The organism is Affinirhizobium helianthi (assembly GCF_042680945.1).
GTDB classification, from domain to species: Bacteria; Pseudomonadota; Alphaproteobacteria; order Rhizobiales; family Rhizobiaceae; genus Neorhizobium; species Neorhizobium helianthi.
This window is the reverse complement of sequence record NZ_JBHUEQ010000003.1, coordinates 290095-302834: the sequence shown is the minus strand read 5'-3', so window position 1 is coordinate 302834 and position 12740 is coordinate 290095. Positions and strand designations below refer to the sequence as shown.

At 57.6% G+C, this 12740-nt stretch carries 11 protein-coding genes; 2 read left to right on the top strand and 9 right to left on the bottom strand.

What is annotated here, in order from left to right; genetic code table 11:
• Nucleotides 1-57: 57 nt before the first annotated feature.
• Nucleotides 58-1815, bottom strand: a complete 1758-nt coding sequence (argS, locus tag ACFSE1_RS02010) for an arginine--tRNA ligase (RefSeq protein ID WP_377395783.1) — start codon at nt 1813-1815, stop codon at nt 58-60.
• 57 nt (nt 1816-1872) lie between these two features.
• A complete protein-coding gene (locus ACFSE1_RS02005) occupies nt 1873-3090 on the bottom strand; it encodes a deoxyguanosinetriphosphate triphosphohydrolase (protein WP_377395779.1) in 1218 nt (405 codons plus the stop codon).
• 145 nt (nt 3091-3235) lie between these two features.
• Between ACFSE1_RS02005 and erpA the strand changes: the two genes are divergently transcribed.
• Nucleotides 3236-3568 (top strand): iron-sulfur cluster insertion protein ErpA, encoded by a 333-nt coding sequence (gene erpA, locus ACFSE1_RS02000; protein ID WP_377395776.1) that lies wholly within the window; start codon nt 3236-3238, stop codon nt 3566-3568.
• 73 nt (nt 3569-3641) lie between these two features.
• The gene (xth, locus tag ACFSE1_RS01995; protein WP_377395773.1) at nt 3642-4436 is read left to right on the top strand and encodes an exodeoxyribonuclease III; all 795 of its coding nucleotides are present in this window, start codon (nt 3642-3644) and stop codon (nt 4434-4436) included.
• Between the two features lie 27 nt (nt 4437-4463).
• On the opposite strand, the gene exoR is transcribed toward xth, so the two are convergent.
• The 7 genes from exoR to ACFSE1_RS01960 form a co-directional block, all read right to left on the bottom strand.
• Entirely contained in the window at nt 4464-5258 is a 795-nt protein-coding gene (exoR, locus tag ACFSE1_RS01990; protein WP_377396565.1) for an exopolysaccharide production regulator ExoR, read from the bottom strand.
• Nucleotides 5259-6176: 918 nt separating this feature from the next.
• A complete protein-coding gene (locus tag ACFSE1_RS01985; RefSeq protein WP_377396563.1) occupies nt 6177-6809 on the bottom strand; it encodes an ABC-type transport auxiliary lipoprotein family protein in 633 nt (210 codons plus the stop codon).
• A gap of 2 nt (nt 6810-6811) precedes the next feature.
• Nucleotides 6812-8182, bottom strand: a complete 1371-nt coding sequence (locus tag ACFSE1_RS01980) for an MCE family protein (protein WP_377395770.1) — start codon at nt 8180-8182, stop codon at nt 6812-6814.
• Nucleotides 8183-8188: 6 nt separating this feature from the next.
• Entirely contained in the window at nt 8189-9025 is an 837-nt protein-coding gene (locus ACFSE1_RS01975) for an ABC transporter ATP-binding protein (RefSeq protein ID WP_377395767.1), read from the bottom strand.
• A 7-nt stretch (nt 9026-9032) separates the two neighbouring features.
• Entirely contained in the window at nt 9033-10148 is a 1116-nt protein-coding gene (locus ACFSE1_RS01970) for an MlaE family ABC transporter permease (RefSeq protein ID WP_377396561.1), read from the bottom strand.
• Nucleotides 10149-10376: 228 nt separating this feature from the next.
• Nucleotides 10377-11543, bottom strand: a complete 1167-nt coding sequence (locus tag ACFSE1_RS01965; RefSeq protein WP_377395764.1) for an MFS transporter — start codon at nt 11541-11543, stop codon at nt 10377-10379.
• 191 nt (nt 11544-11734) lie between these two features.
• The gene (locus ACFSE1_RS01960; protein WP_377395761.1) at nt 11735-12553 is read right to left on the bottom strand and encodes a UDP-2,3-diacylglucosamine diphosphatase; all 819 of its coding nucleotides are present in this window, start codon (nt 12551-12553) and stop codon (nt 11735-11737) included.
• Nucleotides 12554-12740 lie beyond the last annotated feature (187 nt).

The following is a 12740-nucleotide window of genomic DNA, read 5'->3' as shown; positions in this document are numbered from 1 at the left end:
ACTTACCTACGCCAACCAAAGTCCATGCCAGCGCTTTATGGGTAAATGGTGGCGTGACTATCGCATCTCATCCGGGGCTGCGGTGCCAGTAATGGCCAGTCCGGATTTCAAAACAGACGCGACGGCGCGCACCAGCCCAAGTCTGGCGATACTGGATTCTCGGTTGTTATCCTTAACAAACCGTAAGTCAGGGTTATCTTTGCCCTTATTCCAGTGCGCATGGAACGAACTTGCCAGATCATAAAGGTAAAAAGCAAGACGATGAGGCTCTTGCGACTGCGCCGCAGCCTCGATTATCCGGGGGTATTCCGCCAGTTTTGCAATCAACTGTATCTCTGCTGCATCAGTTACACCTGAAACAGCATCAGCGAGATCAAGTGATTCGATATCCAGATCGGGGAAAGCCTCTCTCGCCTGACGGAAAACAGACATGCAGCGCGCATGCGCATATTGCACGTAGAAGACCGGATTATCCTTCGACTGTTCCGTGACCTTGGCAAAGTCAAAATCGAGCGGCTCGGAATTCTTGCGGTAGAGCATCATGAAGCGCACCGGATCGCGACCGACTTCTTCAACCACATCGCGCAGCGTGACGAAATCGCCCGAGCGCTTGGACATCTTCACCGGCTCGCCATTACGGAACAGCTTGACCAGCTGGCACAGCAGAACCGTCAGCTTTGCAGATCCGCCCGAAACGGCCTTTGCAACGGCCTCAAGGCGCTTCACATAGCCGCCATGATCGGCGCCGAGAACATAGATCATCTCGCTGTAGCCGCGATCGAACTTATCCTTGAAATAGGCCACGTCCGCCGCAAAATAGGTGTAGCTGCCATCGGACTTGATGAGCGGGCGGTCGATATCGTCACCCACATCGGTGGAGCGAAAGAGCGTCTGCTCGCGGTCTTCCCAATCCTCGGGCAATTGCCCCTTCGGCGGCGGCAGCGTTCCGCGATAGACATGGCCCTTGAACGTCAGGTCGTTGATGGCCTGTCTGATCCGCGCCGCGCCATCGGCATGCAGCGTGCGTTCGGAATAGAAGATGTCATGGTGAACATTCAGGGCATCGAGATCTTCGCGAATCATCGCCATCATCGCGTCGATGGCCCGATCCTTCACGATGGGCATCCATTCTTCCTGCGGCAGGTTATGCAGGCGCGTGCCGTATTCCTTGGCAAGAGCCTCCCCGACCGGGATCAGGTAATCGCCGGGATAAAGCCCCGCGGGAATCTCGCCCACCGCTTCGCCCAGAGCCTCGCGGTAACGGAGGAATACGGACCGGGCGAGCACGTCGATCTGCGAGCCAGCATCGTTGATGTAATATTCCTTGGTCACCTCATAGCCCGCAAAGGACATCAAGTTCGCCAGCGCGTCGCCCACGACCGCGCCGCGGCAGTGACCGACATGCATGGGCCCTGTGGGGTTGGCGGAAACGAACTCGACGTTCACCTTCTTGCCTTCGCCGACGTTCGAGCGGCCGTAATTTTCGCCGTCCCTGATCATGGAGGCCAGAATGCGCTGCCAGTAGCCTTCCGAAAGACGCAGATTGATGAAGCCCGGGCCCGCAACGGTGACATCCACGACATCCGGGTCCTGCTTCAGCTTCTCGGCGACGATTTCTGCCAGCGCGCGCGGGTTGGTGCCAAGGGGCTTGGCCAGAACCATAGCGGCATTGGTGGCAACGTCGCCATGGCTTGGATCGCGCGGCGGCTCGATGGTCAGGCGGCCGAAATCGACGCTTTCGCGCTTCTCGCGGATGAGGTCGATTGTCTCGAGGGCCTCTTTGATCCGTACTTCGAAATCAGCAAACAGGTTCATGGCTGTGTCCAAGCGATAGGCGGATATCCGCCAAACAGTTAAAATTGCAGGGGGTGCCTAACCCAAATCGGGAGTGCGGTCAAACAGGCGACGATGCGCCTTGACTGCATAAGTGTCCGTCATGCCCGCCAGATAATCGCCCACATGCCTTGCTTTTGCGGCTTCAGACAGCCCATCGATATGGCTGACCCAGTAGTGGCTCTGCATCTCGGAAGGGTTTGCCATATAGGCGCCAAACAGGTCAGTCACGATCTGCGCTGCACCGGCGCGGATGCGCATGATATCCGGATGCCGGTAAATTCGCGAGAAGAGCAGCTTCTTGATCGCTTTGTCGGTCTGGGCCATCTCGTCAGAGAATGTCGCAATCACCGTGCCGGCTGCGCGTATGTCCGCCGCGCTCTGCGGCTTCAACTCGGCCAGTCGCGCCTGTGCAACACTGATCACATCCTCCACCATATGCGTGATCTGGCGGCGCATGATCTCGTTGGCGAAACGCGATGCTTCCAGATTTTGATATTTGCTGCGAACCTCACGCATCATCGTCGCCAGAAAGGGAACATCCTCCAGCATCTCGAAGGTCAGGTAGCCAGACCGCAGACCGTCATCGATGTCATGCGTGTTGTAGGCAATATCATCGGCGATGGCCGCCACCTGCGCCTCCAGGCTGGCGAAACTGGAGAGTTCCAGATCGTTGATCTCGCAATAATCGAGAATGGGTTGCGGCACAGGGCCACGCAGCCCGGCGCCCTCGGCGTCTGTCAGCGGACCGTTGTGCTTGACCAACCCCTCCAGGCTCTCCCATGTCAGATTGATCCCGTCGAACTCCGCATATCGGCGCTCGAGCTTGGTCACGATTCTCAGCGATTGCGCATTGTGGTCGAAGCCACCATAGGGCTTCAGAACCTCATGAAGCGCGTCCTCGCCGGTATGGCCGAAGGGCGTGTGGCCGAAATCATGGACCAGCGCCACACCCTCGGCGAGATCCTCATCGATCTTCAGGGCGCGCGCCAGGGCGCGGGCAATTTGCGCAACCTCGATCGTGTGCGTCAGGCGTGTGCGATAGTGATCGCCATCCACGCCGATAAAAACCTGTGTCTTGTGCTTGAGCCGGCGAAATGCGGTCGTATGCACGATGCGATCGCGGTCGCGCTGAAATTCGGATCGGGTCAGACTGGACGATTCGGGAACGAGCCGCCCCCTCGTCTGCCAGGGATCGGATGCATAGATTGCCCGTTCACCACTGCCAAATCCCAGAATGCGTGTATCGATCGACATCTGCTCTTCCGTTTTCCGCGCGAGAATCTTGCTCGCGAAGCACCCATTGACGTGTCATTCAACCCTTCATACCTATAGACCGACAAAGCGCAAAGTGAATGCAGCAATCTCCGGACCTTGAATCCGGCAAGAAGGCGAAACAAAGATGACAGACACACCCATCACCATTTCCGATGCCGCCGCACGGCGCATTGCAGAAATCGTTGCAGCCGATAGCAGCAAAAACGCACTGCGCGTTTCTGTGGAAGGCGGCGGCTGTTCCGGCTTTTCCTACAAGTTCGATCTGGTCGAGGATCAGGCCGAAGATGATCTGGTGATTGCCAAGGGCAATGCGAAGGTGCTGGTGGACAGCCTCTCGCTTGTCTACATGACCGGTTCCGAGATCGACTTTGTGGATAACCTTCTTGGCCAGTCCTTCCAGATCAAGAACCCCAATGCCGTCGCAAGCTGCGGCTGTGGCACCAGTTTCTCCATCTGATCGCGCGCCGATTCCTGCTTCCATTGGCTGATCCATTCGGTAAAAGAGTGGAGCAGTGTAAGGACGGACGCAGATGAAGATCGCTACCTGGAACATCAACGGCATCAAGGCGCGGATAGACAATCTTCGCCAGTGGATGAGCGATTTTCAGCCGGACATTCTGTGCCTGCAGGAAATCAAGTCGGTCGATGAAGCCTTTCCACGCCTAGAACTGGAGGCGCTTGGCTATCATGTGGAAACACATGGGCAGAAGGGCTTCAATGGCGTTGCCATCCTCTCCAGGCAAAAGCCGGAAGATGTCATTCGCGACCTGCCGGGCGAAGATGAAGACGAACAGGCCCGCTTTATCGAAGCAAGCTTTTCCGTGCCGAGTGGCGTCGTTCGCGTTGCCTCCATCTACCTTCCAAACGGCAATCCGGCCGATGACCCGGTGAAATATCCCTACAAGCTTCGCTGGATGGAGAGGCTGCGCCGACACGCAGAAAGCCGCCTGCTGCTGGAAGAACCGCTTGTTCTGGCTGGCGATTATAATGTGATACCCGAGCCGCACGATTGTTACGATCCGGCGGCCTGGGCAACGGACGCCCTCTTCCTTCCCAGAACACGGGCGGCCTTCCGCGCAATCGAAAACCTTGGCCTGACGGACGCCGTCCGTGCGACAACCGACGCAACGAAGCTCTACACATTCTGGGATTATCAGGCCGGAGCATGGCAGAAGAATAACGGGATCAGGATCGATCACCTGCTGCTGTCGCCGGAAGCTTCCGACCGCCTGCTTTCCACATCCATTGAAAAGCAGGTCCGCGCCTGGGAAAAGCCGTCGGATCACGTGCCTGTGGTTGGCTATTTCGATTTCGAAAAGCGCTGACGCCGCTACCGAAGCGGCGTCCCTCAGTTATTCAGCATCATCCTGGTCGAACTGCTGCGCCAGCACGATTGCGCTTCTGCGATCCTGCTCGGTGGTAAGAGAGAAAGCATCTTCCTGCAATTGCTGCATCCAGGAACAATCCTTGGAGGTGCAACGGTCAAGCGCCGCCGTCATGAAAGCCAGCCCGCGCACGGATTGCCCTTCCTGAAACAGGATGTTGCCGAACACGGCCATGGCACCGGCGTGGCCGCCCTTGCGGGCCTGGTTCAACCACTTCTTGGCCTGCTGCACATTGCGTCCGCCACCCTCACCCGCCAGCATCATCTGCGCCAGCTGGAACTGTGCTTCCGCAACGCCGAAAGTGGATGCGACCTGAAAGTAAAGCTGTCGGGCCTGAGACAAATCCACCTTGACCGGCGATCCGGGAATGCCATGGCGGTAGTAATCGGCCAGCGACAACAGCGCGTTGACGAAGAAACCCGTATCTTCCGAGCCCGGCTCTACGCCCTGGCTGGCAATCTCGTTATAGATCTTGAAGGCTTCGTAATCGTTCTGCGCAACCCCGTCACCGAAGGCATACATATTGGCCAAGGCCCAGCGCGACCCGGTGTGCCCCTTTTCGGCGGCATAACGATAGGCCTCGACGGCATCTTTCTTCTGGCCATTCTTATAGGCCTTGAAACCGAACTTGAAGAGATCGAACGGCCCGGATTCCTTGGTCACACCCGCATTGATATCGAAAGCGGATGCAGGAGAAACCTGCCCGAACGTCATCAACAGGCCAAATGTAATCAGGCTGAAGGAAGCCCGTGAAACAAGCATCATGTTCAGACTTCCTTAACCATGTTCATGCTTGAAGAAGCCGGAACGAAGAACAGACCACAGGCGAAATTCGGTCCTGAACCGTGATATCTGGCCAAACTGGTCATGCACATACTCCAAACACAAATTTCGCGACATCGAGCGTGCCAGACAGGCCCGGCGCGGATACGGCGCATCGCGAGGTTGGCTGAAGATAAGATGCGTTTTCGGCAAGACTACGACCCTGCAATGCAGTGTGCCGCAGTGACAACCGACTGTTATGCCGCCCCATACAATCCGCCGGAATCTGCGGATTTTCCTTAGAGAATTCGCCCATGATACTCCGATACGCGCCCCGCCCCCGCAGGTTCGCTTGCCTTCTGACCCTCTCGCTGCGCCTGCTTTGTGGCGGGAAATAGACAGAACCAAGCGTGTGGACCATACAAGCAAACGTCGTAAAAATCTGTTGCTGAATCGTCACAAAATCGAACGCTCGAATTATCGTTAAATTATAACTGATTTCCGCTGGCAAGCGCCTATGCCGATAGCCAGATAGGGCGGTGCCACCACCCTCGCCCGCCCAGACGCTACTGCATGTCGCGCAAAACTGTGCAGCGGTTTTGCGATGACGACATGCGTAAAAACAAGAAGTTAAAGCACGTTGCATGGGTCTGATAAGCCGCAACGTGCTTTAGAGAATTCCAGATGAAGCCGGGAATATCGGCCCGAACGCAAAACCGCTCAACGCACTTTTGGCTCGGACATGCTCTCTTTGCTTGCCGCAGTCCGAACGCAAAACCGCTACGCACTTTTGCTGGACATGCTCTCTTTGCTTGCCGCAGTCCGAACGCAAAACCGCTACGCACTTTTGCTGGACATGCTCTCTTTGCTTGCCGCAGCCCGAACGCAAAACCGCTACGCACTTTTGCTGGACATGCTCTAGATCGAACGAAGCGTCCAATCGACGATTTCAGCCCCCACCTTGGCGAAGGCTCTGTTGATGGCCGCGATGAACTTTGTATTGCCTTCACCGCTCACCGGCACCGAAGCCGAGAAGACAGACTGGGCGCGGACGGACCCATTGCGGTCGTTGAGGATCTTGGCGGAAATCTCCACCCTGGCGACACGCGGGCCGGAAGTATCGATCTCAAACGAGCGGATTTCCGTCACAACCTGATAATCGATGGCCAGGCCCTGCCCCGGCTTGCCCACGCCACCCAGCTTTCCAGTGTTTTCGAAGGCCTGCACCAGTTTGGCCTGGACCATGCGCGGAAGACGGTCTCCCCACCGGGAATCCGCCAGATACTGGAACTCGGAGGGTGAAACACGCACCAGCACCTGCTCGCTGTCCAGCGATTTCAGGGCGCTCGGCTCAGGAACAAGGATCTGCCGGTTCTTGGCAGAGGGGCCTTGAGCAGACGGCGTGACGGACAGATCAAAGGTGTCGCTGGTTGCCTTCGTGCCGCAACCGACCAGAAGCAGCGCCGTGAGAGGCAATGCGAAGAGAGCCTTCGAAATCGAGATCGCCGGAACCTTGTGCACGTCAGTTTCTCGCTTGTTTGAAAATTGCATCATCAGCGCCGGGTCCTGCCATCATATTCCTTCACCGTCTCACCACCGAAGATAAGGCGCTGCGGGTTCTGGTCAAAGTTGCTGATGGTTTCGTTCAGGTTCTCCACCGTGCGGCGGGTATCGCCAATCAGCGTCTGAACGTCGCGCAGGCCGGTATTGGAGAAGCGCGCCAGATTGTCCGCAATCGGTCCAATCCGCGCATTCAGGTTGTCCGCCGTTGCGCGAATGGATTGCAGCGTCTTCTGCGCCTCGGCAAACAGTCCCTTGGAATCGTCGCCGCTCACCATGGTATCGACTTTCGCGAGAATGGTATCGACCCGCGTGGAGGCCTGGTTCAGCTTCTGCGCCAGTTCGGTAAAGTCGCCGATAGCCTTGTTGATCTCTTCGCGCCGATCAGCCACGCCATCGACAACTTCCCTCGCAGAGGCCAGCGCGCTGCGGGCATCCTGTGTGGCAGACGTGATGTTGTCTACAGCGCTGTTGACCTTTTTCGGATCCACGGATGCCAGAAGGGCATCGGCGCGTTTCAATACCGATTGCGCCTCTGCGCTGGCCTGATTGAAGCCGGCCGCGGCATCACGAACCTCGATCATGATGCTGTCGATCTTGTCCGAAGACTTGGCGACATTGCCCGTCACCGTTTCCGCATTTGCGAGGATGTTGTTGATCTTGTCCGGGTCTATGGCTCGCACCAGACCTTCTGCCGCAACAAGTGTGGAATCCAGCCGCTCCGACACACGGTTGAAGGTGCCGGACAGGGCTGAGAGGCTGCGCAGGAAATCGTCAATCGCACCGGAATTGGCGCTCAGGGCCCCTGTAAACGCCTCCGCATGCTGGATGGTGCGCGTCAAAGGACCGCGCGCATCGGTCACAAAGCCCTGGATCTGGCCAATGGCATCGTCGGCCCGCTGAAGAATCTTGTCGGCTGTGGCAAGCAGGTTGGTCACACTCGACTGGTCAGCGATAAGAACGGCGGGCCTGCCGGTATCCTGCGCCTTCTGCAACAGGTTTTCCTCGCCCGTCCGCCCACCGGAAAGCTCGATATAGGCAGCGCCCGTCAGACCCTGCACCTCAAGAACGGCCTTGGTGGATGGGTAAACAGGCGCGCTCGTCTGCACCTCCGTAAAGGCAATCGAGTAGCGTGGATCTTCCGGATCGATGTTCAAGCTACGCACGGAACCTACGGGAATACCGTTGAACCGAACGGCGGAGCCAACGGAAAGGCCGTTGGCAGAGCCAGGAATGCGAATGGCAAGCTCCGCCACGGGACCGCTTCGGCCATACTGCGCCATCCAGTAAACAAAACCGAAGGCAGCCGCCACCACGAGCAGAGTGAAGAAGCCGACGAGAGCATAATTGGCTTTGGTTTCCATAGGCTTTTACTTTCCTGGCACTTTTTCGTTCGTGCCATAATCCGTCGTGACGGACCGAGCGCGTTTCCCGCGAAAATAGGATTGAACCCACGCATCGTCGCAGGCCAGCATATCATCCAGGGTGCCCTCCACCAGCACGCGCTTCTGGCCCAGCACGGCAATGCGGTCGCATACGGAGAACAGGCTGTCGAGATCGTGTGTCACCATATAGACCGTCAGTCCCAGCGTGTCGCGCAGGCGGGCGATCAACATATCGAATTCGGCGGCACCGATAGGATCGAGACCGGATGTCGGCTCATCGAGAAACACAAGGTCCGGGTCGAGCGCCAGCGCCCGCGCCAGGGCTGCACGCTTGATCATGCCGCCTGAGAGTTCGGATGGATATTTATCCGCCGCATCCGCGGCCAGACCCACCATCTCGATCTTGAGATAGGCGAGTTCATCCATCAGCGACTGCGGCAGGTCGAGATATTCACGCATGGGCAGCTGAATATTCTCCTTCACCGTCAGCGAGGAGAACAATGCGCCATGCTGGAAAAGCACGCCCATACGCATATCCAGTGCCATGCGCGTCTGGTTATCGGCCTTCTCGTAATTGACGCCCAGAATATGGATAGAGCCGGAGCGGTGCGGAAGCAGCCGCAGCACCGTGCGCATCAGAACGGATTTTCCAGTGCCGGACGCACCGACGAAACCGAGGATCTCACCCCGATAGACATTGAGGTTCAGGCGGTCGAGCACGGTCTTTTCGCCAAAACTCACCGTCAGATCACGCACGGACAGGATCACCCGGTCATCGGCCGGATGCTCCTTCTCCATTGTGTCTGTGTCCTGAAGGGCCATGAGGTTCCTAGAAGTCGATCGAGGAGTAAAAGATTGCGAACATTGCATCCATCAGGATGACCACGAAAATGGATTTCACGACAGATGTGGTCACGTGCTTGCCAAGCGATTCGGCACTGCCACCAACTTTCATTCCCTCCACCGCCGAGACAATACCGATAGCGAGCGCCATGAACGGAGCCTTGATCATTCCCGACGCAACGGACGAGTAATCCACAGCTTCATGCAGGCGCGACAGGAAGGTCTGAAAGGTAATGCCGGAATAGACAAAGCTGATGATGGCAGCACCATAGAGTGCCGAGAAATTGGCGATGATCGTCAGTAGAGGCAGGGCGATTGTCAGCGCAACAAGCCGCGGAAAAACGAGCACGCCAACGGGGTTCAGGCCGATAACGGTCAATGCGTCGATTTCCTCGCGCATTTTCATCGAACCGATTTCAGCCGTGATTGCGCTGCCGGAGCGCCCCGCGATCATGATCGCTGTCAGCAGCACACCGATTTCGCGAAGCTGCAGAATGCCGACAAGATCGACCACAAACAGTTCGGCGCCAAAGTAGCGGAGCTGAAAAGCGCCCTGTTGCGCAATGATCGCGCCGATCAGGAAGGACATGAGCACGATGATGGGCACGGCGCGAACGCCCATCCGATCGATATGCGTTACGACGGAGGCAGGTGAAACGCCCGTTCCACGCCCCCCCTTCAGCTGTGCGCCGCCAACGGCGGAACCCAGAATGTACATGGCTGCCCAGGCATCCTGCCCAAGCTCCCATACGGCGCGTCCTGTTGGCTCGAACAGGCGTTCGAACAGCGTGCGCCTGTCTTCGATCGGCTTTGGCCTTGCGGGGCCCTTTTCGGGCATGGCCTCGATGAGATCTGCAAGCGATTTGCTTGCACCCATCAATTCCACATCGCGGCCCTCTGCCTGCTTGGCGCTGATCAATCGTCGAATCAGCCAGGCGCCAGATGTATCCACGGCGTCGATGTTCGAGACCTCGATGTCGAGCTTTCCCTGGCCGGATTTCTGCTCCGCCGCCATCAGGTCTTTCAGGACATGGCTTATGCCCCGGTTCCGCCAGTCGCCGGAAAGCACAAAACGCTCAACATTTTCAGCCGAGGAGGTCATCTCAAGGGTCGCTGGCCGTTCATCGGCCGACTGCGGCTTTGATTGCATTTATGTGCTGCTCGAATGCGCTTGCGCGAGGTCAGTTCAATCTTTGGGCAATATAGCCGTCACACACCGAATTGCCATGCCATCCCAATAGGAAATGCAGCCGCCGTCACATCAAAGCCACAGCCGACGCCGGGAGATTCCGCCGTAAGCCCTTCACAAAAAAATTTAATTCGCTTCAGCTTATACTTTCCAGCCGCTCCGCTGAACGTGAAGGCTTACCAGAAGCCCCAGGAATGCGAGTGCCGCCATGATGAAATAGGCGTGCTGACCGAGCGCGTGATAGATGGCCCCGGAAAAGAAGGTAGAGGCCGCAAGGAAGGCGCCGTTGTAGAAGAAGAACCGTCCCTGCACCGATGATTCCCGGCTTTCGTGAACCACCTCCACAATCTTCTGCTGCATTCCGAAGTGCAGGAAGGCAAAGCTGAAAGCATGGCTGCACTGGAGAAGCATGGACGCCTCGAAGCCCAGAGGCAGGGCAAACAGACACCAGCGAAGCACAGCCACCGAAGATCCGATCAGGATCATGCTGACAGGCGAGATACGCGAGGCCAGCGAGCCTGCGGCGAAGAAGAATACGATCTCCGCCAATACGCCTGCCGACCACAGAAAGCCGATTTGCGAGCCGCTAAACCCAACGCTTTCCCAGTAGATACCGGAAAAGGCGTAATACATCCCGTGGGTCGATTGGGTGATGCAGCAGCCGATCATCAGCAGGTTGAGGCTGGATGTGAAAGGCAGGCTGGAGCGCGCCATCGCAGACTTGGGCATGGCGTTGGCGGGCCCCAATCTCGGGGCAATGAAGGCGGAGACGAGGGCGAAGCAGAAAACGATGATAGTGCCCAAGGGCACGACCCCACCCCCCAGGCGCGCGATCACTGCGCCGGCGGAGAGCGTGATTGCAACAAAGCCGATCGACCCCCAGACGCGAATGGAGCCATAGCGGTGCCCCCAGCGCCGAACACCCATCACGGTGACCGATTCGAGAATTGGAATGAAAGGCGCGAATGCCGCCCCCTGCAGGCCGAATACGATCAGAACCGTCCAGAAATCCCGGCTCCACAGCAGCGCAATGGCTGAGAGGAGTGCAATCCCGGCCGAAACGATCAGCACATGGGTTCGCTCTTTCAGACGATCAGCCAGAAGCCCCACAGCGGGCGCCGTGACAACGCGCATAATGATCGGCAGTGTGAGGATCAGGCCGACCTCGAAATCGCTCATCGAGAGCGATTTTAGCCAGACCGGGAAAAAGGGCAGCAGAATGCCGTTCACGCCCAGCGCGGCGGCATAGGCCACAGCGCAGCGAAAAGCGAAAAGATGAGGCGAGTGAAGCTGAGGAGACTGGGCCACAGAGGCTCCGGCGATCATGTGCGAATGGATCGCCTGTATAGCGCATCTGAGGCACAATCACAGCCTGTGTATGCGACTTACGGTACGCCCTGCCCTGAAATTGTTGACGTCTTTGCCTTGAAGGGCGAAAGGCTGCCGTGGTTTGACGCACCACGGCAGCCTTTTCCAATCGTCACAGCTTCGCTTCGATCTCAGGCCGCGCGCATGTCTTCGGCACCGTCTGGTGCGCGAAGCAGAGGCATGACGTCAGCCGTAGCACCGATCTTCTGCCAGGAAATCAGCTCGAAGCTTCCATCCATGTGTTCTGCGATGGCAGTGCAGCTTTCCACCCAGTCGCCGGTGTTGATGTAGCGAATGCCTTGGATGTCTTCCATGGTCGCATGGTGAATGTGCCCGCAGATCACGCCGTCCACCTGGTTGCGCCGCGCTTCCTCGGCAACAACGTTCTGGAATTCGCCGATGAAATTGACCGCCTGCTTTACCTGAAGCTTCGCCCAGGCAGAGAAGGACCAGTAGGGCAGATGCAGTTTGCGGCGAATCGCGGCCAGAACCACATTGATCGCAATTGCGGCATCGTAGGCCCAGTCGCCCAGATAGGCGAGAAGGCGGATGTTGCGCACCACCACATCGAATTCATCGCCGTGCAGCACGAGATAGCGCTTGCCGTCGGCGGCTTCGTGAATGATGCGTTCGGCAACCTCTATGCCACCGAAATGAACGCCCGGAAACGAGCGGAGAAACTCGTCATGGTTTCCGGGAATATAGATGATGCGTGTTCCCTTGCGGGCCTTGCGCAGCAGCTTCTGCACAACATCGTTGCAGCCCTGCGGCCAGTACCAGTTGCGCTTCAGCCGCCAGCCATCCACCACATCGCCCACCAGAACGATGGTATCTGCGTCGTGGTAGCGCAGGAAGTCGAGCAGAAAGTCCGTTCGCGCGGCCTTCGATCCCAGGTGAATATCGGAGAGGAAGAGCGTTCTGAAATGTCTGTTTTCCGGTGCAGCAGTCACGAACATCCCCTTTCGTCACAACGTCCTCATGCTGCTGGCAATAATCAGACTCGTTTATCAGGAAGATGACAGCTCCGGTGTTTAACGGCTAACCACCCTTGGAAATCAGGGCTCACCCTGCCCAAACTGCGGCCGTGCGGTGTGTACCCCTATAAATCAGTACTGTTCGCTGGCGCGGATTGATGTA

What these genes read in the sequence shown, in the direction of transcription:
- xth (WP_377395773.1), top strand. Translation starts at nt 3,642, where the DNA reads ATGAAGATCGCTACCTGGAACATCAACGGCATCAAGGCGCGGATAGAC.
- ACFSE1_RS01975 (WP_377395767.1), bottom strand. Translation starts at nt 9,025, where the DNA reads ATGGCCCTTCAGGACACAGACACAATGGAGAAGGAGCATCCGGCCGAT.
- ACFSE1_RS01970 (WP_377396561.1), bottom strand. Translation starts at nt 10,148, where the DNA reads ATGACCTCCTCGGCTGAAAATGTTGAGCGTTTTGTGCTTTCCGGCGAC.
- exoR (WP_377396565.1), bottom strand. Translation starts at nt 5,258, where the DNA reads ATGCTTGTTTCACGGGCTTCCTTCAGCCTGATTACATTTGGCCTGTTG.
- ACFSE1_RS01985 (WP_377396563.1), bottom strand. Translation starts at nt 6,809, where the DNA reads ATGCAATTTTCAAACAAGCGAGAAACTGACGTGCACAAGGTTCCGGCG.
- erpA (WP_377395776.1), top strand. Translation starts at nt 3,236, where the DNA reads ATGACAGACACACCCATCACCATTTCCGATGCCGCCGCACGGCGCATT.
- ACFSE1_RS01980 (WP_377395770.1), bottom strand. Translation starts at nt 8,182, where the DNA reads ATGGAAACCAAAGCCAATTATGCTCTCGTCGGCTTCTTCACTCTGCTC.
- argS (WP_377395783.1), bottom strand. Translation starts at nt 1,815, where the DNA reads ATGAACCTGTTTGCTGATTTCGAAGTACGGATCAAAGAGGCCCTCGAG.
- ACFSE1_RS02005 (WP_377395779.1), bottom strand. Translation starts at nt 3,090, where the DNA reads ATGTCGATCGATACACGCATTCTGGGATTTGGCAGTGGTGAACGGGCA.